The organism is Acidovorax lacteus, from assembly GCF_039540375.1.
GTDB lineage: Bacteria > Pseudomonadota > Gammaproteobacteria > Burkholderiales > Burkholderiaceae_C > Acidovorax_G > Acidovorax_G lacteus.
This window is the reverse complement of record NZ_BAABEX010000029.1, coordinates 321,322-345,789: the sequence shown is the minus strand read 5'-3', so window position 1 is coordinate 345,789 and position 24,468 is coordinate 321,322. Positions and strand designations below refer to the sequence as shown.

Genomic DNA, 24,468 nt, shown 5'->3' with positions numbered 1-24,468 from the left:
GCCCCACAAGCGTCTTGGGCCCGAGCCGCAGAGGAAGTGCGCAAGGCCCGCAACGCCCTTCGGCCTCCCCACCATCGACTGGAGGCGTTTTAAGCCGCTCGTGCTTAAAAACCAAGCACGAGCAGCTATCAATTTAATAGCATACTGAAACATCGGAGGCGAGCGGATGACGTGGCACCGCACCGGGTCGCTCGCCTGCCCGCCGTCGGCCCAGCGCACCCGCCAACACCGCACCGGCCTGTGCATAGGGGCTGCGGCCCCGACGCCCGCGCGCAGCCTGGCACAACCGCCCAGTGAGTGCCGACCCGTGGGCCGAACCCAGAAGTGTCGGCAGAGGCGCTGCCCAGCCCGAGGCACGGCCCCAAGCATCGCCCTACACTCCATGCATGCCCCTCGCCCCCTCAGACGGCCGCACCGCCCGGCCAGTCGCACTCTCCGGGTTGCGGCCCTTTCTGCGACCGTACCGCCCGCAAATCGCCCTGGCCCTGCTCTTCTTGCTGCTGGCTGCCGCGGCCACGCTGAGCTTTCCGTGGGCGCTGCGCGTGCTCATCGACCAGGGGCTGGCGCGTGCGGGCCAAGACCCTGCGCATCTGCACGGGCCGTTTCTCGGGCTGTTTGGCGTGGCAACGGCGCTGGGGGTGTTCTCGGCGCTGCGCTTTCACTTGATGAGCTGGCTGGGCGAGCGCATCACCGCCGACGTGCGCAACGCTGTGTATGGCCACGTGCTGCGGCAGAGCCCCGCATTCTTCGAGCACACGGCCACGGGCGAGGTGTTGTCGCGCCTGACGAACGACACCACGCTCGTGCAGACAGTACTGGGCTCGTCGCTCTCGATGGGCTTGCGCAATCTGGTGATGGGCGTTGGAGCCCTGGCCATGCTGGTGTGGACGCAGCCGTACCTCATGCTCACGGTGGCGGTGGCGATTGCCGGCATCGTGCTGCCCAGTGTGTGGATCGGGCGGCGCGTGCGGCGCCTGTCGCGCGACAGCCAGGACCGCGTGGCGGACGCCAGCGCCGTTGCGGCCGAGGTGCTCAACCATGTGGCCACCGTGCAGGGCCACACCGCCGAGCCGCGCGAGAGTGCACGGTTTGCAGCGGCCACCGAGCATGCGTTTCGCACCGCCACGCGCCGCTCTGCGGTGCGCGCTGCCATGGTGGCCTTCGTGATCGTGGCCAACGCCGCGTTTTTGCTGTGGGGGCTGTTCCGCGGGGCCAGCGCGGTGATTGCCGGCGACATGAGCGCGGGCGAACTGGGGCAGACGGTGGTGTACGTCATGCTGGTGGCCGCATCCGTGGCCGTGCTGGCCGAGGTGTATGGCGACGTGCTGCGCGCGGCCGGTGCCACCGAGCGGCTGATGGAGCTGCTGCACACCCCGCCGTCGATTGTGGACGCCGCCGGTGCGCAGCCCCTGCCCGCCAGCCCGCAAGGGCTGGCCGTACGTTTCGAGGATCTGAGCTTCCACTACCCGTCACGGCCGGGCCAGCCCGCGCTGCGATCGGTGAGCCTGGACATCCGCGCGGGTGAAACCGTCGCCCTGGTCGGGCCAAGCGGCGCGGGCAAGAGCACGCTGTTCCAGTTGCTGATGCGCTTTTACGAGCTGGGCCCGGGCGACAGTGGCCAGATTCTGGTGCAGGGGCGTCCCGTGCAGCACTGGACCTTGCAGAGCCTGCGCGAGCACATCGCCACGGTGCCGCAAGACGCCGTGGTGTTCTCGACCACTGCCCGCGACAACATCCGCTACGGCCGACCACAGGCCACCACCGCCGAAGTGGAACGCGCGGCAGAAGCCGCCTGGGCGCACGACTTTCTGCTGGCGCTGCCCCAGGGCTACGACAGCCCGCTTGGCGAGCACGGGGTGCGCTTGTCAGGCGGCCAGCGCCAGCGCCTGGCGATTGCCCGCGCGCTGCTCAAAGATGCTCCCCTCCTGCTGCTGGACGAAGCCACCAGCGCGCTCGACGCCGAAAGCGAGCGCATGGTGCAGGCGGCGCTGGACGCCGCCCTGAGCGGACAGGGACAGCGCACAACGCTGGTCATTGCACACCGCCTGGCCACCGTGCAGCGCGCAGACCGCATCGTGGTGATGGACCAGGGCCGCATCGTGGAGCAAGGCCGCCATGCCGAGCTGCTGGCACAGGGGGGGCTCTATGCACGGCTCGCATCCTTGCAAAACCTGGGGGCGTCGGAGCACCGGGCACCGGACCGCTGAGCCCTGCCGACCGCCACTGCCAGGGCGCGCTGCGCCCGGCCGACACAGCCCGTTCCACGGGAGTGCAACCCACGCCGGGGCCGCCCGGTCAGCGCCACGCGGTCATTGCAGGGTCTTGTTGGCAGAGGCCGGGGTCCACAAGGGAAGCACCGGAATGCCTTCTTCAAGCAGGGCCACGGCCTGCTCGGGCGAAGCCTGCCCCCGGATCAGGCGCTCGGCCGATTCGCCCTGGTGGATGCTGCGGGCCTCTTCTGCGAAGCGGTCGCCCACGTCCTCGGCCTCGGCGGCCACTTTGCGAGACCAGCGCAACCAGGCCGCCTGGGCGCGGCGCAGCGCCTCAGGATCGGCACCCTCTTGGGGATGATGTGCTGGCGGCTGGGCCGCCTGGGGTTCGCGTGGGCCAAGGTTCAGGCGCGGAGCGCTCAGGCGTTTGCGGATGTCGGCGCTGCCGCATACCGGGCATTGCAGCTGCTGACCTTGCAGCTGGTTCTGGAAGTCGTCTTCGGAACCGAACCAGCCTTCAAACAGGTGTTGCGCTGCGCACTGAAGATCAAGCACTTTCATGGCAATGCCTCGGCAGGTCCTGGTGCCTGCGGTCCGTCAGGCCTGTGCTGCCGCCCGGTGGCGGTGCGGCCAGCACGCGGCTCAGGCAGACGTCCGCTTGGCCAGGTAGCGATAGACGAAGCCCGGAAAGGCCAGCGTGAGGAACAGCGAGGCCGTCACCACGTAAAACTCCCACCCCTGGGGAGCGTTCTGGCCCGCACGGCGCTCCAGCAAATAGCCCAGAGCCCCCACCACACCGTACCAGAACATCAGCTCCAGCAGATGCACCCACAAGGCCTTGCGGGGCGACACGGCAGGGCCGAAGGCCAGTACCCGCTGGTTGATGAACGGCAGATTCGCTGCGAGCAAAGCGCAGACGATCACAAGCCAGATGGCACCCGTCTGTGACATGGCAGATCGACCTACGGACGGTTGTGGTTCAGCTGGCGAGCGAACGCACGATGGCGTCTGCGCACAGCGCCATCAGGCCACCCGGCATCAGCCCGAGGATGAGCACCAGCGCACCATTGATCGTCAGCACCACCCGCACGTCGGCGGGCGCTGCCACCGTGGTGGCGGTCAGGGGCGCGTCGAAGTACATGACCTTCACCACCCGCAGGTAGTAGAACGCGCCGATCAGCGACATGATCACGGCAAACACTGCCAGCACCAGATGGGCCGTCGAGCCCGAGGCCACGAGGGCCTGCAGCACCGACAGCTTGGCGTAGAAGCCCACCAGCGGCGGAATACCGGCCATGGAGAACAGGCACACCGCCATCACGCCTGCATACAGCGGGCTGCGCTGGTTCAAGCCTGCCAGGTCGGCAATCTCCTCGCTTTCAAAGCCTTCCCGGGCCATCAACAAGATGACCCCGAAGCTGGCCAGCGCCGTGAGCACATAGGTCACCACGTAGAACATGGCAGCGCTGTAGGCGTTTTCAGCCGCCACAGCATCCACATTGCCCTGCACCACGCCCGACATCATGCCCAGCAGCACGAAGCCCATTTGCGAGATGGTCGAGTACGCGAACATGCGCTTGAGGTTGGTCTGCGCAATGGCCGCCAGGTTGCCCACCAGGAGCGAACCAATGGCCAGCACCCCGAGCATCTGCTGCCAATCAATCGCCAGGGGCAGCAACCCATCGACCAGCAGGCGCATGGTGATAGCGAAGGCCGCCAGCTTGGGAGCGCCGCCAATCATGGCCGTGATGGCCGTCGGAGCGCCCTGGTACACATCGGGTACCCACATGTGGAAGGGCACGACCCCCAGCTTGAAAGCCAGGCCCGCCACCACAAAGACCAGGCCGAACACCAGCACCTGGTGCTTGATCTGCCCGGCATTGACGGCCTTGAAGACCTGGCCGATGTCGAGCGAGCCGGTAGCGCCATACACCATCGACAGGCCGTACAGCAGGAAACCGCTGGCCATGGCCCCGAGCACAAAGTACTTCATGGCCGCTTCGGTGGCCACCACGTGGTCACGGCGCAAGGCCACGAGCGCATAGCTCGACAGCGTGAGCAATTCCAGGCCCAGATAGATCACGAGCAGGTTGTTGCCCGAGATCATGATGAACATGCCGAGCAGTGCAAACATGGACAGCGTGAACAGCTCGCCACCGCGCAGCATGTCGCGGTCTGCAGCATAGGGGCGCCCGTACACCAGCGTCACCATCATGGCCAGGGTAGCAAAGCACTTGAGCCAGTTGCCCATGGCATCGCTCACGACCATGTTGCCAAAGCCGTAGAAGGTATTGCCGCTGCTGGCATACATGGCTTGCAAGCCGGCCACCACAGCCAGTGTGAGCATGGTCAGCACATAGGTGCCGGTGCGGCGCGGGCTCTGCACGCCCAGATCGACCAGCGCGATCACGCACGCCATGACGAGCAGGACGATTTCCGGGTACACCGCCAGCCAACTGATGTTGTCAATCATCTCGAAGTCTCTCAGTTCGGTTGGGTCAGTTCAGCTTGGACAGCGCGACGTGCTTGAGCAGCTCTGCCACCGACACATCCATCACATCGGTAAACGGGCGGGGATACAGGCCCATGCCGAGCACGGCCAGGGCCAGCACGGCAAGGATGAAGAACTCGCGGCTGCCGATGTCGGTCAGGGCCTTCACGTCGGCATTGGCCACAGGACCAAGGTACACGCGCTTGAACATCCACAGCGTATAGGCTGCGCCGAAGATCAAAGCCGTAGCGGCGGCGACGCCTACCCAGAAGTTGGCCTTCACAGCCCCCAGGATCACCATCCACTCGCCCACGAAACCAGCGGTACCCGGCAGGCCGCAGTTGGCCATGGCAAACAGCAGCGCAAACGCGGTGAAATTCGGCATGGTGTTCACCACACCGCCGTACGAAGCGATTTCACGAGAGTGCACGCGGTCGTACAGCACGCCGATCGACAGGAACATGGCGCCCGAGACGAAGCCGTGGGCGATCATCTGGACCAGCCCGCCCGACACACCGAGGTCATTGAAGATGAAGAAGCCCAGCGTCACAAATCCCATGTGGGCCACCGACGAGTAGGCCACCAGCTTTTTCATGTCCTTCTGGACCATGGCCACCAAGCCCACGTAAATCACGGCGACAAGCGACAGCGCGATCATCAGCCAGGCCCATTCGCGCGCTGCATCGGGTGCCACGGGCATCGAAAAACGCAGGAAACCGTAAGCGCCGAGTTTGAGCATGATGGCGGCCAGCACCGCAGAGCCGCCAGTGGGCGCTTCCACGTGCACATCGGGCAGCCAGGTGTGCACCGGCCACATGGGCACCTTGACCGCAAACGCAGCAAAGAATGCGAAGAACAGCAACGTCTGCGCGGTGGCGGACAGCGGCAGTTTGTGCCACGTCTGGATATCGAAGCTGCCACCGGACTGGTTGTACAGGTAGATCAACGCGATCAGCATCAGCAACGAGCCCAGCAGCGTGTACAAGAAGAACTTGAACGCTGCGTAGATGCGGTTCGGACCGCCCCAGATGCCGATGATCAGATACATCGGGATCAGCGTGGCTTCGAAGAACACATAGAACAGCATGCCGTCGGCTGCTGCGAACACGCCGATCATCAGACCCGACAGGATCAGGAACGCGCCCATGTACTGGTTCACGCGTTCGGTGATCGACTCCCAGGACGCCAGCACCACGATGACGGTGATGAAGGCCGTCAGCGGCACGAACCAGAACGAGATGCCATCCACGCCCAGGTGATAGTGCACGTTGAAACGCTCGATCCACACCGCCTTCTCAACGAATTGCAGCGCAGCCGACGTGTTGTCGAAACCCGCATACAGCGGCAGGGTGACCAGCAAGCCGATCAAGGCCCCTACGAGGGCGATCCAGCGGACGGCACGCGCGTGCTCGTCCCGCCCGAAGGCCAGCAGCAATGCACCGAAGGCGATCGGTGTCCAGATGGCCAGACTCAACAGTCCCATTTTTGTTGTTCTCCTACTTGTTGAGCCAGACGAAATAGGTCATCAGCACAAACACGCCCAGGATCATGACCAGTGCGTAGTGGTACAGATAACCCGACTGGAACCAGCGCACCAGGCCCGAAATCCAGCCCACAATCTTCCAGGAACCGTTGACCACAGCACCGTCGATCAGGGCCTGGTCGCCAGCCTTCCAGAGGCCTACGCCCAGCGCTCGCGCTCCGCGGGCGATGATGTTCTCGTTGATCCAGTCGAGGTAGTACTTGTTTTCCAGCAGCGTGTAGATCGGCTGCACGCGCGCCTTGATCGCAGCAGGCAAGGCGGGGTTCACCATGTACATGTAGTACGCGGCCGCGACACCTGCCAGGGCCAACCAGAACGGAGGCGTCTGCAGACCATGCAGTGCCATACCCACGGGGGTGGAGAAGATCTTGGCAAGCTCTGCCATGGCGGGGTGCTTGGCAGCATCCACAAAGATCACACCCTTGAAGAAGTCACCAAACAGCATCGGCTCGATAAACAGGAAACCGACGATGACCGAAGGCACAGCCAGCAGGATCAGGGGAGCGGTCACCACCCAGGGCGATTCGTGCGGCTCGTGGTGGTCGTCGTGATGATCGTGGCCGTGGTGGGAGTCCGGGTTCTGGTCGAACCGCTCCTTGCCATGGAAAACCAGGAAGTACATCCGGAACGAGTAGAACGCCGTCACGAACACGCCGGCCAGAACCGCGTAGTACGCCAGACCTGCCGCTGGCAGTTGGCTAAAGCGCACCGCCTCAATGATGCTGTCCTTGGAGTAGAAACCCGAGAAGAGAGGTGTTCCGATGAGTGCAAGCGAACCCAGCAGCGACGTGATCCAGGTGATCGGCATGTACTTGCGCACGCCACCCATCCATCGGATGTCTTGGTTGTGGTGCATGCCCATGATGACGGAGCCGGCCGCAAGGAACAGCAGGGCTTTGAAGAAAGCGTGCGTCATGAGGTGGAACACTGCCACCGAGTACGCCGAAGCCCCGAGTGCCACTGTCATGTAACCAAGCTGCGACAGCGTCGAGTAGGCCACCACACGCTTGATATCGTTCTGGATGATGCCCAGGAAGCCCATGAACAACGCTGTGATTGCACCGATGACCAGAATGAAGTTCAGCGCGGTATCAGACAGCTCGAACACAGGCGACATGCGGGCCACCATGAAGATGCCAGCCGTCACCATAGTGGCGGCGTGAATGAGCGCCGAGATCGGGGTCGGACCTTCCATCGAATCTGGCAGCCACACGTGCAGGGGAAACTGCGCGCTCTTGCCCATGGCGCCGATGAACAGACAGATGCAGATCACCGTCACGAGCATCCAGCTCGTCCCTGGAAACTGCATTCCCGCGAGATCACCCGTCTTGGCGAAGATTTCGCCGTAGTTGAGCGTTCCGGCATACGCAGCGATCAGACCAATGCCCAGAATGAAACCGAAGTCACCCACCCGGTTGACCAAGAAGGCCTTCATGTTGGCGAAAATCGCCGTCGGCTTGTTGAACCAGAAGCCGATCAGCAGGTACGAGACCAGACCTACCGCCTCCCAGCCAAAGAACAGCTGCAGCAGGTTGTTGCTCATGACGAGCATGAGCATCGAAAAGGTGAACAGCGAGATGTAGGCGAAGAACCGGTTGTAGCCCTGATCTTCCTCCATGTAGCCGATGGTGTAGATGTGCACCATCAACGACACGAACGTCACGACCACCATCATCATGGCGGTCAGGCTGTCCACCAGGAAGCCCACCTCCATCTTCAGGTTGCCCACCACCATCCAGGTGTAGAGCGTTTCGTTGAAGTAAGCGCCATCCACCGCAACGCTCTTGAGCGTCATGGCCGACAGGATGAACGACACCAGGACACCCAGGATCGTGAAGCTGTGGCTCAGACGGCGTCCGATCCAGTTGCCGCCCAGGGTGGTGCCGAAGATGCCTGCGAGGGCTGAACCCACGAGCGGCGCCAGCGGCACGGCCAGCAACGTGGAAGCATTTAGGGTTTGACTCATGCTGGAGAACCTAGAAGTACGCTTGGCCTGCTCAGCCCTTGAGGGTATTGAGATCTTCCGCGTTGATGGAAGTCTTGTTGCGGAAGAGCAGCACGAGGATGGCCAGACCGATGGCTGATTCGGCCGCAGCAACCGTCAAAATGAAAAACACGAACACCTGACCGTGCATGTCGCCCAGGTAGTGGGAGAAGGCCACAAAGTTCAGGTTCACGGCCAGCAACATCAGCTCGATGGCCATCAACAGCACGATGAGATTCTTGCGGTTGAGAAAGATGCCGATCACCGAGATCGCGAACAGCATCGCGCCCAGCGACAGGTAATGCCCAAGTGTGAGTGTCATGCCTTCTTCTCCTCCGATTGCACACCGGTCTCGGATGCCGGTTCTGGTGCCTTCTGGGTGGGTGCCATGCGGACCATTTCCAGCCGGTCCTGGGCGCGCACGCGGATCTGCTCGGACGGATTGATGGCCTTGCTGTCCTTGCGCTGGCGCAGCGTCAGAGCGATGGCCGAGATCATGGCCACCAACAGGATGACAGCCGCCACCTGCACGGGATACAAGTACTCGGTGTACAGCAGAATGCCCAGGGCCTTGGTGTTGGACACCTGCACCGCCTTGCCCGCGGCATCCACCGTGACGGCGATGGCCTTCGACTCGTCCACGCCACCAAAGGCCCCCATGAGCATGGCGGCCATTTCAAAAGCAATCAGCGCTCCGATGGCAGCTGCGAGCGGGAAGTGCTTCCAAAACCCCTTGCGCACGGTGTCGATATGGATATCCAGCATCATCACCACGAACAGGAACAGCACCATCACGGCGCCCAGATACACCAGCACCAGAGCGATGGCGAGGAATTCGGCCTTGAGCAGCATCCAGACCGCGGCCGCCTGTGCAAACGCCAGGATCAGGTACAACACCGCGTGCACAGGATTGCGCGCGGTAATGACGCGGAAGGCTGCGAACAGCAGCACTGCCGAGAAGAAAAAGAAAAAACCGGTCTTGACGTCCATGGATCGCTCTTTGTCGATGATCAGGGGCGGTACACGACTGAAGCTCAGCGGTACTTCGCATCGGCCGCCTTCGCGGCAGCGATCTGCTGCTCATAGCGGTCACCCACTGCCAGCAGCATGTCTTTGGTGAAGTACAGATCGCCACGCTTTTCACCGTGGTATTCGAGGATCTGAGTCTCCACAATGGAATCGACCGGGCAGCTTTCTTCGCAGAAACCGCAGAAGATGCATTTGGTCAGGTCGATGTCGTAGCGGGTCGTACGGCGGGAACCATCCTCACGCACGTCGCTTTCGATGGTGATCGCAAGCGCAGGGCACACGGCCTCGCACAACTTGCAGGCAATGCATCGCTCTTCGCCGTTTTCATAACGGCGCAAGGCGTGCAAGCCTCTGAAGCGCGGCGACAGCGGCGTCTTTTCTTCGGGGAACTGAACCGTCACCTTGCGACGGAAGGCGTAACGACCCGTCAGGGCCATGCCCTTGAAGAGCTCCACCAGCATGAAGCTCTTGAGGAAATCCTTGACGGAAAAAGGAGCGGCGGAAACGGCAGCGGTCATCGGGATACCTGCTTACTTCCAGATGTTCCAGGGCGAGAGCAACCACCCACCCACAATGAGCAGCCACACCAAGGTGACAGGAATGAAAATCTTCCAGCCCAGACGCATGATCTGGTCGTAGCGGAAGCGCGGGAAGGTCGCCCGGATCCAGATGAACATGGAGACGACCAGGAAGGTCTTGAGCCCCAGCCAGATCCAGCCCGGAATGGCATTGAACACAGGGCTGTCGATCGGGGGCAGCCAGCCTCCGAGGAACATCAACACGGCCAGGATCGAAACCAGCCACATGCTGGCGTACTCCGCCAGGAAGAAGATCGCGAAGCCCATGCCCGAGTACTCGACCATGTGGCCTGCCACGATTTCGGCCTCGCCTTCCACCACGTCAAACGGGTGCCGGTTCGTTTCGGCAACGCCAGAGATCAGGTACACCACAAAGATCGGCAGCAGCGGCAGCCAGTTCCAGGACAGGAAGTTCAGTCCGGCTTCTGCAGCGGCGCCCTGGGCTTGACCCATCACGATTTCGGTCAGATTCATGCTGCCCGACACCATGATCACCACCAGGAAGCAAAAGCCCATGGCGATTTCGTAGCTCACCATCTGCGCCGAAGCGCGCAGTGCGCCCAGGAACGCATACTTCGAATTGGAGGCCCAACCCGCAATGATCACGCCATAGACCTCAATCGAGGTGATCGCCATGATCAGCAGCAGCCCGGCGTTGACGTTGGCCAACGCGACGTCAGGGCCGAAAGGCACCGCCACCCACGCGGCAAGCGCCGGCATGATCGCCATGACCGGACCAAGGACAAACAGGCCCTTGCTCGCGGCTGCAGGCTGGATGATTTCCTTCGTCAGCAGCTTGACCGCATCGGCGATGGGTTGCAGCAGACCCATCGGGCCGACGCGGTTGGGCCCATGACGCACCTGCATGAAGCCCAGCAGCTTGCGCTCCCAGAGGGTGAGGTACGCCACGGCGCCCATCAAGGGCGCCAGAATGGCCACAATCTTGAGCAGAATCCAGAGAACGGGCCATGCAGCAGCCGTCCACCAGCCGTAAGGCAGCAGGTTCAGCCCTGCACTGTGGAGAGCGTCGATCATGCGAGTGCTCCTTGGGCCGCGCGACCATCAGCCGTCAGCTGCAGCGAAGTGGAACGCCGCACAAGGCCGTCCAGTTGATAGATGGCGGCCACGCAAGGCTCGGTCGAAAATGGCAGCGATGGAACCGAACGAACGCCGTTGCTCAAAAGCTCAGGCGGCACGAATGCCGGCACCTGACCGCCAGCGACAGCCGCAAGCACGTCCTGCGACGACTCTTGGTCGAATCCCGATACACCCAGCATGTTGCCCAGCACGCGCAAGACCTTCCAGGCCGGGCGGGTCTCGCCAAGGGGGCGCACCACCGCGTGGAAGCCCTGCACGCGCCCTTCGGCATTCACGAAGGTGCCAGAGGTTTCGGTGAAAGGAGCGATCGGCAACAGCACATCGCTGCAATCCATGTTGGTCTTGAAAGGACTGAGCGTGACCACCATCTCCGCACTGGCCAGTGCCTGCACGGCCTGCGCACCCGCTGCGCTGTCGAACTGTGGCTCCACCTGGAGCAGCAGCACAGCCTTCAGCGCACCATTCAGCATCTGACCGGCATTCAGACCCTGCGCCATAGGCATCGCCTTGGCCCACTGCGCGCCCACCGTGTTGGCAGACTCAGTCAAATAACCGACCGATGCACCCGTCTGGCTTGCGATCCATTCGGCCAGCGCCAGCAGTTGCGTGGCTTGTGGGTGGTGGGCAGCAGCATTGCCGAGCAAGATGGCCTTTCGCTCGCCTGCCAGCAAGGCACGCGCCATGGCCGTTGCAGACTCCGTCGCGGCAACGCCTTGGGCCTGCTGCGGCGCTTGGACCTGACGCTCCTGGGCGACTGCGGCAGCCACTGCCGAGAGGGACGCCAACCACTCGCCCGCCGGCACCACCAGGTCGTGCGCGACAGACATCGCCCAATCCTGGTCTTGGTTGTGGATCCGGCTGACACGTGCACCATGGCGCACAGCCTGGCGAATCCGAAGCGCAAACAGGGGGTGGTCTTTTCGGAGATTGGACCCCAGCACCAAAACGCTTTGCAGTTGCGACAGTGCAGCCACCGGCATGCCCAACCAGCGAATGCCATCGGGCCGGGTGAAATCTGCATGGCGCAGGCGGTGGTCAACGTTGTCGCTGCCCAGACCGCGCACGAGTTGGCCCGCCAGGAAGGCCTCCTCCACCGTGCTGTGCGGGCTGACCAGTGCACCAATGGCCTGGGCACCATGCTGCTCGCGGATCCCCTTGAGGCCGTTGGCCACATACTCAAGAGCCGTTTGCCACGACACTTCGGTCCACACGCCGCCCTGCTTGAGCATGGGCTGGATCAGTCGGTCGGTGCTGTTCAGCGCCTCGTACGAAAAGCGATCGCGGTCAGCGATCCAGCACTCATTGACGGCCTCGTTCTCAAGAGGCAGCACGCGCATGACACGGTGGTTCTTCACCTGCACGATCAGATTGGCACCGGTGGAGTCATGCGGACTCACCGACTTGCGCCGCGAAAGCTCCCACGTGCGGGCGCTGTAGCGAAATGGCTTGCTGGTCAGTGCGCCCACCGGGCAGAGGTCGATCATGTTGCCGGACAACTCGGAATCCACGGTGTCGCCCGCGACCGTGGTGATCTCCGAGTGCTCGCCACGATGGATCATGCCCAGTTCCATGACCCCAGCAATTTCCTGTCCGAACCGAACACAGCGCGTGCAGTGGATGCAACGGCTCATCTCTTCCATCGAGATCAGCGGACCCACATCCTTGTGGAACACGACGCGCTTTTCTTCGGTATAGCGGGAAGCGCTTCCACCATAGCCAACCGCGAGATCCTGCAGCTGGCACTCACCGCCCTGGTCACAGATCGGACAGTCGAGCGGGTGGTTGATCAGCAGAAACTCCATCACCGACTGCTGGGCCTTGATGGCCTTGTCGCTCTTGGTGCGAACCACCATCCCCTGGGTGACGGGCGTGGCACATGCCGGCAGGGGCTTGGGGGCCTTTTCGACTTCCACCAAACACATGCGGCAGTTCGCTGCGATCGAGAGTTTCTTGTGGTAGCAAAAATGCGGGATGTAGGTACCCGCCTTTTCGGCTGCATGCATCACCATGCAGCCTTCTGCCACCTCGACCTTCTGGCCGTCTAGTTCAATTTCCACCATATGCGTCACTCGCGGTCAGGCCAGGCTGCGAGCCTGGTTCGCCTGGTTCCGAATCTTGGCCTCGAACTCCGAGCGGAAATGCTTCAGCATTGCGCGCACCGGCATGGCAGCAGCGTCGCCCAAGGCGCAAATCGTGCGCCCCTGGATGTTGTCCGCTACGGAATTGAGCAGGTCCAGGTCACTTTCGCGCCCCTGGCCGTGCTGGATGCGATCAATCACACGCCACATCCAGCCGGTGCCCTCGCGGCACGGTGTGCACTGGCCACACGACTCGTGCGAATAGAAGTACGACAGGCGCAGCAGACTCTCCACCATGCAGCGGGAATCGTCCATCACGATCACGGCGCCAGAACCCAGCATGGACCCGGCCTTCGCGATCGAGTCGTAGTCCATGGTGCAGTCCATGATGACGGACGCAGGTAGCACCGGCGCCGAGGAGCCCCCCGGAATCACGGCCTTGAGCTGACGCCCCTTGCGGACACCGCCTGCCAACTCGAGCAACTTTGCAAACGGCGTTCCCAACGGAATCTCGTAGTTGCCAGGACGTTCCACATCGCCGCTGACCGAGAAAATCTTGGTGCCCCCGTTGTTGGGCTTGCCGCAGGCCAGGTAGGCAGCACCGCCATTGCGGATGATCCAGGGAACGGCTGCAAAGGTCTCGGTGTTGTTGATGGTCGTCGGCTTGCCGTACAAGCCGAAACTTGCGGGAAACGGCGGCTTGAAGCGTGGCTGACCTTTCTTGCCTTCCAGTGACTCCAGCAGCGCCGTTTCTTCGCCGCAGATGTACGCACCGAAACCGTGGTGGGCATGCAGCTGGAAACTGAAGTTGCTGCCCAGGATGTTGTCACCCAGCAGCCCGGCATCGCGGGCCTCTTCCAGGGCGGCCTCGAAGCGCTCGTATACCTGAAAGATTTCGCCGTGGATGTAGTTGTAGCCCACGGTGATGCCCATGGCGTAAGCCGCAATGGCCATGCCTTCAATCACGATGTGGGGGTTGTACATGAGGATGTCCCGGTCCTTGCAGGTACCCGGCTCACCCTCGTCCGAATTGCACACCAGGTACTTCTGGCCGGGAAACTGCCGCGGCATGAAGCTCCACTTGAGACCGGTCGGGAAGCCCGCACCACCGCGGCCACGCAACGCGGACTCCTTGACGGTCGCAATCACCTGGTCCTGACTCAGGCCTTCGCCGCCGTCCTTGCCCAGGATCTTGCGCAGCGCCTGGTAGCCTCCCCGGGCCTCGTAGTCCTTCAGGCTCCAGTTCGTACCATCCAGACCTGCATAGATCTGCGGCTCGACGTGGCGGTCGTGGAAACAGGTCTGAACGCCTGTGGCTTGGAACTGGCTAAGAATCTGAGCCGACGTGATCATGGGCGAGCCTCCGCGGAACGCAATCCATCCACCAGTTGATCCAGCTTTTCGTTGTCCATGAAGCTGCACATCGTGCGGTCATTGACCAGCATCACGGGTGCATCGGCGCAGGCACCAAGGCATTCGCATTGCTGCAGGGTGAACAGGCCGTCGGGCGTTGTCTCGCCCATGGAAATGCCGAGCTTCTTTTCGAGGTGGTGCAAGGCCTTCTGGCCATCACGCAACTGGCACGGCAGATTGGTGCAGACGTTGAGCTTGTATTTTCCCACCGGCTGCTGGTTGTACATGTTGTAGAAGGTCGTGACCTCGTGTACGGCGATCTGCGGCATGCCGAGGTACTCGGCAATCACCGCTTCACTCTCGGCGCTGACCCAACCCTGCTCCTGCTGCACGATGGACAAGCACGCCATGACGGCCGACTGCTTCTGGTCGGCCGGGTACTTGGCCACCTCACGCGCGAATCGCGCCTTGGTCGCTTCGGTAATCATCGATCAATCTCTCCGAACACGATGTCCATGGTGCCAATGATCGCGACGGCGTCGGCGATCATATGCCCGCGCGCCATCTCATCAAGGGTCGCCAGGTGGGCGAAACCCGGGGCGCGGATCTTCAAACGATAGGGTTTGTTGGCGCCGTCGCTGACCATGTAGATGCCGAACTCACCCTTGGGATGTTCAACGGCCGCGTAGGCCTCTCCCTCGGGCACCCGGAAGCCTTCGGTGAAGAGCTTGAAGTGGTGAATCAGCTCCTCCATGTTGGACTTCATGGCTTCACGCGATGGCGGCGCCACCTTGTGGTTGTCGGTGATCACCGGACCGGGGTTGGCGCGCAGCCAATCCACGCACTGCTTCATGATGCGGTTGGACTCGCGCATTTCCTGTACGCGGACCAGATAGCGGTCATAGCAGTCGCCCGTCTTGCCGATCGGGATATCAAAATCCACGCGGTCGTAGGCGTCGTAGGGCTGGGTCTTGCGCAGGTCCCAGGCGATACCCGATCCACGCAGCATCGGTCCGGTCATGCCCAGATTCAAGGCACGCTCAGGAGACACCACACCAATACCGACGGTGCGCTGCTTCCAGATGCGGTTGTCGGTGAGGAGGGTTTCGTACTCATCCACGCACTTGGGGAAACGCGCGCAGAAGTCGTCGATGAAATCCAGCAACGAGCCTTCGCGGTTGCGGTTCAACTCCGCGATCGCCTTGGCGTTCTTGATCTTGCTGGCCTGGTACTTGGGCATCGTGTCCGGCAGATCGCGGTACACACCGCCCGGCCGGAAATACGCCGCATGCATGCGAGCCCCCGACACGGCCTCGTACATGTCGAACAGGTCTTCACGCTCACGGAAGGTATAGATCAGGATCGTGGAGCTGCCGCAGTCGTTGCCGTGCGAGCCCAGCCACATCAGGTGATTGAGCAGGCGCGTAATCTCACCGAACAGGGTACGGATGTACTGGGCACGCACTGGCACCTCAATGCCCAGCATCTTCTCGATGGCCAGGCAGTAGGCCTGCTCGTTGCACATCATCGAGACGTAGTCCAACCGGTCCATGTAGGGCAGCGACTGGATGTAGGTCTTGTGCTCGGCCAGCTTTTCGGTGGCGCGGTGCAGCAGGCCAATGTGCGGGTCTGCGCGTTGCACGACCTCACCATCCAGCTCCAACACGAGGCGCAACACGCCATGGGCTGCCGGGTGCTGCGGCCCGAAGTTCAGGGAATAGTTCTTGATTTCCGCCATGGTGAATCTCGCAAGGGCCCAGTGGGCTCAGTGCAGGCCTCCATACTTGTCTTCGCGGATGATGCGCGGGGTGATTTCTCGCGGCTCAATCGTGACCGGCTCGTACACCACGCGACGCAGTTCGGGGTCGTAGCGCATCTCGACATGACCGGACAAGGGGAAGTCCTTGCGGAACGGGTGCCCGATGAATCCGTAGTCGGTCAAAATCCGGCGCAGATCATTGTGGCCATCAAACACGATGCCAAACAGATCGAACGCCTCGCGCTCATACCAATTGGCAGAGTTCCAGAGCTCTGCGACGGAGGCCACAACCGGAAAGTCATCATCCGGGCAGAACACCTTCACGCGCACACGCTGGTTCAGGCTGACCGACAGCAGATGCGACACGACGGCATAGCGAGCCCCATCCGTGCCCACATCGCCGTAGGTGGAGTAGTCAATGCCGCACAGGTCGATCAGCTGCTCGAACCGGCATTGGGCATGGTCGCGCAGCATTTGCATGGCCTCAAGATACGCTTGCGCGGGCACCACAACGGTCACCTCGTCCAGCGCAACGGTGACCGAACGGGCCTTGTCACCCAGCGCAGCCGCGATCACGCCCTGGAGTTGTTCGGGCCGGATGGCTACAGACGTCATATGGGTATCCTTCAGGCGCGCGCGATGGTATGGGTGCGCCGGATCTTTTGCTGCAACTGAATGATGCCGTAGATCAGCGCTTCGGCGGTGGGAGGGCAGCCGGGCACATACACATCGACCGGAACGATGCGGTCACAGCCACGCACCACGGAATAGCTGTAGTGGTAGTACCCGCCGCCATTGGCGCAGGAACCCATCGACAGGACCCAGCGAGGCTCCGACATCTGGTCGTACACCTTGCGCAACGCAGGCGCCATCTTGTTGCACAGCGTGCCCGCGACGATCATCAGGTCGGACTGGCGCGGACTGGCGCGAAACACCTCCGCACCGAAACGGCCGATGTCGTATCGCGCAGCGGCTGCGTGCATCATTTCCACCGCACAGCAGGCCAGACCGAAGGTCATCGGCCACAGCGAACCCGTCTTGGCCCAGTTCACCACGGAGTCATAGCTCGTGGTGATGAAGCCCTCCTTCATCACGCCTTCAATCATTGCGAGATCCTCGTTAGAAGCCCGATCACTCCCAGTCCAGGGCGCCCTTTTTCCATTCGTAGACGAAACCGACGACGAGGATGGACAGGAAGATGAGCACGGCCACAAAGCCGGTCATGCCCACCTCCTGCAGGGAGACCGCCCACGGAAACAGGAAGGCGATTTCGAGATCGAACAGGATGAACAGAATGGCGACGAGGTAGTAGCGCACATCGAACTTCATGCGCGCGTCCTCGAAGGCTTCAAAGCCGCATTCGTAGGGAGAGTTCTTGGCGTCGTCGGGGCGGTTGGGGCCGAGGATGTAGCCCAGCACCAGTGGCACCACGCCGACGGCGATGCCGACCAAGATGAACAGGAGAACGGGGAGGTACTGATCGAGGTTCATCTTGGGGATGCGCTCACCGCTGTGAGCCCGGCCGGCTTCGCATTCGCTGACGCGTAGCAGGCGGGCTTTCTGGATTTGGTGCCGTCGGCGAGACTCGAACTCGCACAGCTTTCGCCACTACCCCCTCAAGATAGCGTGTCTACCAATTTCACCACGACGGCTGTTGCAGGTGTCTGGATGGCATGAGGACCTTGCGGTTTTGGCTTTCCAGATAATCCGAGATTCTACCCCGGAAAAACCCTGCTCCGGGTCAAGCGACCCGAAAAATGGCGATTATTTCGTCGGGATCTGGGCAGCGCCGGAAGCCGGTGCAGCAGGGGCCTCAGCGGGTGCGCTGGCACCGGCGGCGGGTGTGGCAGCAGCAGGCGCCTCCAGCACGCTGCCCACACCGGCAGGGCGTGCATTGCCGAAATACGCCAGGGCCAGCGTGGCCACAAAGAACACTGTGGCCAGTACCGCGGTACTGCGCGACAGGAAGTTTGCGCTGCCGCTGGCACCAAACAGGCTGCCAGAGCCGCCGCTGCCAAAAGCAGCGCCCATATCGGCGCCCTTGCCGTGCTGCACGAGGATGAGGCCGATCATGCCCAGGGCCGTCAGCATCTGCACGGCCAGAATCACGTTGACGAGAATGCTCATGAGTTCGCTCCAAAAAAGAATCGGGGTGGGCCGGGCGCTCAGGCCGCAGCCGCAATGATGTGAAGAAAGTCCGGGGCCTTGAGCGACGCACCGCCGATCAGGCCGCCGTCGATGTCGGGTTGGGCCAGCAGATCGGCCGCGTTCGTCGCGTTCATGCTGCCGCCGTAGAGGATGCGCATGCGCGCGGCATGCTCGGTGGCCGCCGCAAGCTGCGCGCGCAGCACGGCATGCACCGCCTGCGCCTGCTCGGGCGTGGCCGTGCGGCCCGTGCCGATGGCCCACACGGGCTCGTAGGCCACCACGATCTCGCTAATGCAATGGCCGTTGACATGGATGACCGCCGCCAACTGGCGACGCACCACCTGCTCGGTCTGGCCCGCTTCTCGCTCGGCCAGTGTCTCGCCCACGCACACCACCGGTGTGATGCCGGCCGCCAGCGCCCGCTGCGCCTTGGCGGCCACCACCGCATCCGATTCGGCGTGGTACTGGCGACGCTCCGAATGCCCGACCAGGGCGTAACGCACACCGAAGTCGCGCAGCATCGCAGCCGAGACTTCGCCGGTGTAGGCGCCCGCTTCGTGGGTCGAGACGTCCTGCGCCCCCACCGCCACCGAGGTGCCCGCGGTCAGCGCCTGCACCTGTGCGAGGTATGGCGATGGCACCGCCACGGCAATGTCGCAGGCCGCCTGCGCAGGCAGCCCAGCCACGATGGCACGCAGCAGCGTTTCGTTGGCCGCCAGGCCGCCGTTCATCTTCCAGTTGCCAGCAATCAGTTTGCGTTTCATGACGTCCAGGTAAGAACTATCTTGCCGATGTGTTGGTTGGATTCCATCAAGGCATGGGCCTGCGCGACCTCATGGGCCGCAAAGGTCTTGAACAGCACCGGGCGCACGCGCCCCTGCTCGATCAGCGGCCACACCTGGGAGCGCAACGCACGCGCGATGGCTCCTTTGAAGGCAACCGGGCGCGGGCGCAAGGTGGAACCGGTGATGGTGAGCCGGCGGCGCAGCACCAGCCCCGCGTTGCACTGCGCCTGCACCCCGCCTTGCACCGCGATGATGACCAGGCGGCCGTCTTCGGCCAGGCATTCGACTTCGCGCGCCACGTACTCACCCGCGACCATGTCGAGGATCACGTCCACGCCACGGCCTTCGGTGAGGCGCAGCGCCTCGTCACGAAAGTCCTGGCGCTTGTAGTCGATGGCATGGTGCGCGCCGAGCGCCAGGCAAGCGTCGCATTTGGCGGCGCTGCCCGCGGTGGCGATCACCGTCGCACCGAGTGCGCGCGCAAGCTGGATGGCGGTGACGCCGATGCCGCTGGTGCCGCCCTGCACGAGCAGGGTTTCACCCGGCTGCAGGCGCGCGCGGTCGAACACGTTGCTCCAGACGGTGAAGAAGGTCTCGGGCAGCGAGGCGGCCTCCAGGTCGCTAAGCCCCGCCGGAACCGGCAGGCACTGCACCACCGGTGCCACGCAGTACTCGGCATAGCCGCCACCCGCCACCAGGGCACACACGCGGTCGCCCACGCGAAGGCCTTCGGCTGCAAGCGCCGCAGCATCGCCCGACACGATTTCACCGGCCACTTCCAGGCCCGGCAGTTCCGACGCACCCGGCGGCGGAGCGTACAGCCCCTTGCGCTGCAGCACGTCCGGGCGGTTCACACCGCTGGCCGTCACGCGGATCAGCACCTCGCCCGCACCAGGGGTGGGCGTCGGAGCCTCCACGGGCTGCAGCACGTCGGGGCCGCCTGGGGCGGTGATGGCGATGGCTTTCATGCCTTGTGGGTCAGAGGATTCAGTGTAAAGAAAACCGCTCGTGCTTAATATTCAAGCACAAGCAGCTATCAAAATCATAGCAACCAGGATGCCGGGAGACATCCTGATCCGCATCACTGCTGCTGTTGCTGCTGTTGCTGCTCGACCGGAGCGCGGTCGCCATCGCGGTGGCGCTCACGGCGGCCTTCACCGCGGTCGCCACGCTCCGAACGCTCGCCGCGCTCGGCCGGGGCCGGGCGATCGCTCATGCCAGCCGGACGGTCGGCAAGCGCCTTCATCGACAGCTTCACGCGACCCTTTTCGTCGGTCTCGAGTACCTTGACCTTCACGATCTGGCCTTCGCTCAGGTAGTCGGTGACCTTCTCGACGCGCTCATGGGCGATCTGGCTGATGTGCAGCAGGCCGTCCTTGCCGGGCAGCAGGTTGATCAGCGCACCAAAGTCCAGGATCTTGGTGACCGGGCCTTCGTACACCTTGCCGATCTCGACCTCGGCCGTGATCTGCTCGATGCGGCGCTTGGCCTCGTCGGCCTTGGTGGCGTCGGTGGCAGCAATGGTGATGGTGCCGTCTTCCTCGATGTTGATCTGGCAGCCGGTCTCTTCGGTCAGCGCGCGGATCACCGCCCCACCCTTGCCGATCACATCGCGGATCTTCTCGGGATTGATCTTCATCGTGTAGAGCTTGGGCGCGAAGCTGCTGACCTCGGCCTTGGCCTCGCCCATGGCTTCCTGCATCTTGCCCAGGATGTGCATGCGCGCTTCCTTGGCCTGCGCCAGGGCGACTTCCATGATTTCCTTGGTGATGCCCTGGATCTTGATGTCCATCTGCAGCGCCGTGATACCGCCCGTGGTGCCGGCCACCTTGAAGTCCATGTCGCCCAGGTGGTCCTCGTCGCCCAGGATGTCGGTCAGCACGGCGAAGCGGTTGCCGTCCTTGATCAGGCCCATGGCGATACCGGCCACGTGCGCCTTCATGGGCACGCCAGCGTCCATCAACGAGAGGCAGCCGCCGCACACCGAGGCCATCGACGAGGAGCCGTTGGATTCGGTGATTTCGGACACCACACGCATGGTGTAGGGGAACTCTTCCTTGGTGGGCAGCACGGCCACGAGGGCGCGCTTGGCCAGGCGGCCGTGCCCGATTTCGCGGCGCTTGGTGCTGCCCATGCGGCCCACTTCGCCGGTGGCGAACGGGGGCATGTTGTAGTGCAGCATGAAGCGGTCTTCGAACTCGCCGGCCAGCGCGTCGATGCGCTGGGCGTCGCGCTCGGTGCCCAGCGTGGCCACGACCAGCGCCTGGGTTTCACCGCGGGTGAACAGGGCCGAGCCGTGCGTGCGGGGCAGCACGCTGTTGCGGATTTCGATGGGGCGCACGGTGCGCGTGTCGCGGCCGTCGATGCGCGGCTCACCGGCCAGGATCTGGCCACGCACGATGCGGGCTTCGATGTCGAACAGCAGGCCTTCGACCTTGACGGCATCGAACTCCACACCTTCGGCCTTCAGGCCTTCCATCACGGCGGCGTAGGCCTCGCGGCAAGCCTGGGTACGGGCCTGCTTGTTGCGGATCTGGTAGGCCGCGCGCAGCTTGTCTTCGGCCAGCGCGTTGACCTTGGCGATCAGCGGCTCGTCCTTGGCAGGCGGCTGCCAGTCCCACACGGGCTTGCCGGCGTCGCGCACCAGCTCATGGATGGCGTTGATCGCCACCTTGCCCTGCTCGTGGCCAAACACCACGGCGCCCAGCATCACTTCTTCGGACAGCTGCAGCGCTTCCGATTCGACCATCAGCACGGCCGCTTCGGTGCCAGCGACCACCAGGTCCATCTGGCTGTTCTTGCGCGCCGTCTGGCCCGGGTTGAGCACGTATTCGCCATTGATGTAGCCCACGCGCGCAGCGCCAATCGGGCCATTGAACGGAATACCCGATACGGCCAGTGCGGCCGAGGTGGCGATCATGGCGGCGATGTCAGCGTCCACCTCAGGGTTCAGCGACAGCGTGTGGATGACCACATGCACTTCGTTGAAGAAGCCTTCGGGGAACAGGGGGCGGATCGGACGGTCGATCAGGCGGCTGGTCAGCGTTTCGAGTTCGCTGGGCTTGGCCTCGCGCTTGAAGAAGCTACCCGGAATCTTGCCGGCGGCATAGGTTTTTTCGATGTAGTCAACGGTCAGCGGAAAGAAGTCCTGGCCCGGCTTGGCGCTCTTGGAGGCCACCACAGTGGCCAGCACCACGGTATCGTCGATGTTGACCAGCACCGCGCCAGTGGCCTGGCGGGCGATTTCACCCGTTTCCATGACGACGGTCTTGTCGCCCCACTGGAATGTCTTGGTGACCTTGTTGAACATGCTCATGAATATCTCCTGTAGTGATGGCGGGCGATGCCTTCCCGCCGGGGACCGGAGTGCAATTCAGAACACGATGCCATTCCAGCAGCCCTGCCCTGCGCATTGGCAGCACTGTTGGAATGACACAGCTTCGCTCTGTTTTGCGGCTCCGAAGTAAAAAACGCCTGAGCTAGCGGACTAACCCAGGCGTTTTGGCATACGGTGGCAATTACTTGCGCAGACCCAGCTTGCTGATCAGGGCCGTGTAACGGTCAGCGTCCTTGGCCTTGAGGTAGTCCAGCAGCTTGCGGCGGCGGCTCACCATGCGCAGCAGACCGCGACGGCCATGGTGGTCCTTGGCGTGCTGCTTGAAGTGGGGGGTCAGCTCGTTGATGCGGGCGGTCAACAGTGCAACCTGCACTTCGGGGCTGCCGGTGTCGTTTTCGCTGCGTGCGTTGGCCTTGACGACTTCGGCCTTGATGGAAGAGGCGATCATGGAAATTTCCTTATCGTGCGGGCACTGGGCCCGGGTTGTGACTTGCGCAGGCGGCTGGAACGGCCTCCTGCGTGCGCTTTGCAACATGCAAAACCCGCGGATTATAACGCGAGCCAGCGGCGCAGCCGCCCCACGCCCTCCAGCAAGCGCTGCGGATCGCGCGACGCAAAGCACCAGCGCAGCCAGCCCTGCCCTGCCTCGCCGAATGCACAGCCTGGCGCGAGCCCCAGACCTGCCTCAACCACAAGACGCTTGGCCGTCTGGAGCGCATCCGGATGGCCTGGCAGCCGAAAAAACGCATACATGCCGCCTGGAGCTGCGGCCACCTGCAGGCCCGGCACGCACTGCAAGGCCGGCACCAGCGTATCGCGGCAGCGTTGCAGATGCTGCTGCACACGGGGTGTGATCTCGGCCTCACGCGCCAGCGCCTCCAGGCCTGCCTGTTGCGAAAACACGCTGGCACACGACGTGTTGAATTCGATGAGCTTGCCGATGGCAGCTGTCATCGCGGGCGGCAGCACCAGCCAGCCCAGGCGCCAGCCGGTCATGAGAAAGCTCTTCGAAAAACTGTGCGCCACCACCAAACGGTCGTCGGGCTCCGCTATGTCTAGAAAGCTCGGCGCACAGGCTCCAGCCTCTGCGCCGTAGAACAGGCGTTCGTACACCTCGTCCGCCAGGATCCAGGTGCCTGTTGCGCGGCAGTGATCCAGGATGGCGCGCTGCTCTTGCTGTGTGAGTGTCCACCCGGTCGGGTTGTTGGGCGCATTGAGTACCAGCATCCGCGTACGAGGCCCGACCGCCTCGCGCAAGGCCACCAGGTCCAGCCGCCAGCGACCCTGCGCATCGGGCGCCAGCGCCACCGTGTGCACGGTAGCCCCCAGAATCTGGGGCTGCGCGATCAGGTTGGGCCATACCGGTGTCACCACCACCACCTCGTCACCCGGGTCCACCAGCGCTTGCATGGCGATCATGAGCGCACTCACACCACCAGACGTGACGGCAATGCGCTCCGGCCCGATCGCCCCATGCAGTTCCGTCATGTACGCCGCCAAGGCCTCCCGCAGGGTAGGCAAGCCCAGGTTGTGCGCATAGAAGGTCTCGCCGCGCTCGATGGATGCGATGGCGGCCCGACGCACCGCCTCCGGTGTGGGCTCGTCGCTCTCGCCGAACCAGAAGGCCAGTACGTCCGGCCTTCCCATGCCGGCGTTCGCCACTTCACGGATACGGGATTCTTCGAGGTGCTGGATCACGGAACGCATGGGACGATGGCGTGTTCGGAGAGGAGGTTTGATATGCAAAAGCTTGCAAGCGTACAGGCTGCCCTATGGGCGTGCCGTCGCGCATTCGGCGCGGTCCATCATCGTGCACCACCTGCCCCCAGAAAGCCACCCGTTCTACTGAGGGCGGTCGTGGTTTCATGCGGCATGGCGCTGGTTGTTGCGGGGCTGCCCACGGCATCGGCAGCAGCAACCGACAAGCCCAAAAGCGCCAAAACCAGCGTCAAGCAGTCGCGCAGCCCGGCCGAGGAGACAAAAGCCGAGCGAGACCGCAGGCTGTACCGCGAATGTGCGGGTCGACCCAATGCTGGAGCCTGCCTGGGCTACACCCGCAAGCCGTGAACCCGCCG

General features: G+C 63.2%; 24 protein-coding genes and 1 tRNA gene. 2 read left to right on the top strand and 23 right to left on the bottom strand.

Going from position 1 to position 24,468, the window contains the following annotated elements; genetic code table 11:
• The first annotated feature begins 386 nt into the window (after positions 1 to 386).
• The gene (locus ABD866_RS14415; protein WP_345066583.1) at positions 387 to 2,207 is read left to right on the top strand and encodes an ABC transporter transmembrane domain-containing protein; all 1,821 of its coding nucleotides are present in this window, start codon (positions 387 to 389) and stop codon (positions 2,205 to 2,207) included.
• A 102-nt stretch (positions 2,208 to 2,309) separates the two neighbouring features.
• On the opposite strand, the gene ABD866_RS14410 is transcribed toward ABD866_RS14415, so the two are convergent.
• The 23 genes from ABD866_RS14410 to ABD866_RS14300 form a co-directional block, all read right to left on the bottom strand.
• A complete protein-coding gene (locus tag ABD866_RS14410; RefSeq protein WP_345066580.1) occupies positions 2,310 to 2,771 on the bottom strand; it encodes a DUF1178 family protein in 462 nt (153 codons plus the stop codon).
• Positions 2,772 to 2,852: 81 nt separating this feature from the next.
• A complete protein-coding gene (locus ABD866_RS14405; protein ID WP_345066577.1) occupies positions 2,853 to 3,161 on the bottom strand; it encodes a DUF2818 family protein in 309 nt (102 codons plus the stop codon).
• Positions 3,162 to 3,189: 28 nt separating this feature from the next.
• Positions 3,190 to 4,683 carry an NADH-quinone oxidoreductase subunit NuoN gene (gene nuoN / locus ABD866_RS14400; protein ID WP_345066574.1) on the bottom strand — a complete coding sequence of 498 codons (1,494 nt, stop codon included), beginning with the start codon at positions 4,681 to 4,683 and terminating at the stop codon, positions 3,190 to 3,192.
• Between the two features lie 25 nt (positions 4,684 to 4,708).
• Positions 4,709 to 6,184 carry an NADH-quinone oxidoreductase subunit M gene (locus ABD866_RS14395; RefSeq protein WP_345066571.1) on the bottom strand — a complete coding sequence of 492 codons (1,476 nt, stop codon included), beginning with the start codon at positions 6,182 to 6,184 and terminating at the stop codon, positions 4,709 to 4,711.
• Positions 6,185 to 6,197: 13 nt separating this feature from the next.
• Positions 6,198 to 8,210, bottom strand: a complete 2,013-nt coding sequence (gene nuoL / locus ABD866_RS14390; protein ID WP_345066568.1) for an NADH-quinone oxidoreductase subunit L — start codon at positions 8,208 to 8,210, stop codon at positions 6,198 to 6,200.
• 31 nt (positions 8,211 to 8,241) lie between these two features.
• A complete protein-coding gene (gene nuoK / locus ABD866_RS14385) occupies positions 8,242 to 8,550 on the bottom strand; it encodes an NADH-quinone oxidoreductase subunit NuoK (protein WP_345066566.1) in 309 nt (102 codons plus the stop codon).
• Positions 8,547 to 9,218, bottom strand: coding sequence for an NADH-quinone oxidoreductase subunit J (locus ABD866_RS14380; RefSeq protein WP_345066563.1), 672 nt, complete (start codon positions 9,216 to 9,218; stop codon positions 8,547 to 8,549). Before ABD866_RS14380 ends, nuoK begins: the two co-directional genes overlap by 4 nt.
• A gap of 44 nt (positions 9,219 to 9,262) precedes the next feature.
• Entirely contained in the window at positions 9,263 to 9,775 is a 513-nt protein-coding gene (gene nuoI / locus ABD866_RS14375) for an NADH-quinone oxidoreductase subunit NuoI (RefSeq protein WP_345066560.1), read from the bottom strand.
• Between the two features lie 12 nt (positions 9,776 to 9,787).
• A complete protein-coding gene (gene nuoH / locus ABD866_RS14370; RefSeq protein ID WP_345066557.1) occupies positions 9,788 to 10,870 on the bottom strand; it encodes an NADH-quinone oxidoreductase subunit NuoH in 1,083 nt (360 codons plus the stop codon).
• Positions 10,867 to 12,993, bottom strand: a complete 2,127-nt coding sequence (gene nuoG, locus ABD866_RS14365) for an NADH-quinone oxidoreductase subunit NuoG (RefSeq protein ID WP_345066555.1) — start codon at positions 12,991 to 12,993, stop codon at positions 10,867 to 10,869. Before nuoG ends, nuoH begins: the two co-directional genes overlap by 4 nt.
• A 15-nt stretch (positions 12,994 to 13,008) precedes the next feature.
• Entirely contained in the window at positions 13,009 to 14,364 is a 1,356-nt protein-coding gene (gene nuoF, locus ABD866_RS14360; RefSeq protein WP_345066552.1) for an NADH-quinone oxidoreductase subunit NuoF, read from the bottom strand.
• Positions 14,361 to 14,852: an NADH-quinone oxidoreductase subunit NuoE gene (nuoE, locus tag ABD866_RS14355; protein WP_345066549.1), complete on the bottom strand. Its 492-nt coding sequence runs from the start codon at positions 14,850 to 14,852 to the stop codon at positions 14,361 to 14,363. Before nuoE ends, nuoF begins: the two co-directional genes overlap by 4 nt.
• The gene (locus tag ABD866_RS14350; RefSeq protein ID WP_345066546.1) at positions 14,849 to 16,102 is read right to left on the bottom strand and encodes an NADH-quinone oxidoreductase subunit D; all 1,254 of its coding nucleotides are present in this window, start codon (positions 16,100 to 16,102) and stop codon (positions 14,849 to 14,851) included. The genes nuoE and ABD866_RS14350 overlap by 4 nt, the downstream gene beginning before the upstream one ends.
• A gap of 27 nt (positions 16,103 to 16,129) precedes the next feature.
• Positions 16,130 to 16,738 carry an NADH-quinone oxidoreductase subunit C gene (locus ABD866_RS14345; RefSeq protein WP_345066542.1) on the bottom strand — a complete coding sequence of 203 codons (609 nt, stop codon included), beginning with the start codon at positions 16,736 to 16,738 and terminating at the stop codon, positions 16,130 to 16,132.
• Between the two features lie 11 nt (positions 16,739 to 16,749).
• Positions 16,750 to 17,229, bottom strand: a complete 480-nt coding sequence (locus ABD866_RS14340; RefSeq protein WP_345066539.1) for a NuoB/complex I 20 kDa subunit family protein — start codon at positions 17,227 to 17,229, stop codon at positions 16,750 to 16,752.
• 25 nt (positions 17,230 to 17,254) lie between these two features.
• Entirely contained in the window at positions 17,255 to 17,614 is a 360-nt protein-coding gene (locus ABD866_RS14335) for an NADH-quinone oxidoreductase subunit A (RefSeq protein WP_345066535.1), read from the bottom strand.
• Positions 17,615 to 17,690: 76 nt separating this feature from the next.
• Positions 17,691 to 17,775 (bottom strand) — tRNA-Leu (locus ABD866_RS14330).
• Positions 17,776 to 17,887: 112 nt separating this feature from the next.
• Complete coding sequence (gene secG / locus ABD866_RS14325; protein ID WP_345066533.1) at positions 17,888 to 18,250, bottom strand: preprotein translocase subunit SecG; 363 nt, start codon at positions 18,248 to 18,250, stop codon at positions 17,888 to 17,890.
• Positions 18,251 to 18,288: 38 nt separating this feature from the next.
• Complete coding sequence (gene tpiA, locus ABD866_RS14320; protein ID WP_345066531.1) at positions 18,289 to 19,035, bottom strand: triose-phosphate isomerase; 747 nt, start codon at positions 19,033 to 19,035, stop codon at positions 18,289 to 18,291.
• On the bottom strand, positions 19,032 to 20,024 hold the full coding sequence (locus ABD866_RS14315) for an NAD(P)H-quinone oxidoreductase (protein WP_345066529.1): 993 nt from the start codon (positions 20,022 to 20,024) through the stop codon (positions 19,032 to 19,034). The genes tpiA and ABD866_RS14315 overlap by 4 nt, the downstream gene beginning before the upstream one ends.
• 113 nt (positions 20,025 to 20,137) lie before the next feature.
• Positions 20,138 to 22,372: a polyribonucleotide nucleotidyltransferase gene (gene pnp / locus ABD866_RS14310; protein WP_345066527.1), complete on the bottom strand. Its 2,235-nt coding sequence runs from the start codon at positions 22,370 to 22,372 to the stop codon at positions 20,138 to 20,140.
• 202 nt (positions 22,373 to 22,574) lie between these two features.
• Positions 22,575 to 22,841 carry a 30S ribosomal protein S15 gene (gene rpsO, locus ABD866_RS14305; RefSeq protein WP_345066524.1) on the bottom strand — a complete coding sequence of 89 codons (267 nt, stop codon included), beginning with the start codon at positions 22,839 to 22,841 and terminating at the stop codon, positions 22,575 to 22,577.
• Between the two features lie 101 nt (positions 22,842 to 22,942).
• Positions 22,943 to 24,100, bottom strand: a complete 1,158-nt coding sequence (locus ABD866_RS14300; protein WP_345066521.1) for a pyridoxal phosphate-dependent aminotransferase — start codon at positions 24,098 to 24,100, stop codon at positions 22,943 to 22,945.
• Between the two features lie 165 nt (positions 24,101 to 24,265).
• Here ABD866_RS14300 and ABD866_RS16345 point away from each other — a divergent pair, with 165 nt between their 5' ends.
• Complete coding sequence (locus tag ABD866_RS16345) at positions 24,266 to 24,460, top strand: hypothetical protein (RefSeq protein ID WP_425549594.1); 195 nt, start codon at positions 24,266 to 24,268, stop codon at positions 24,458 to 24,460.
• The last annotated feature ends 8 nt before the right edge of the window (positions 24,461 to 24,468 follow it).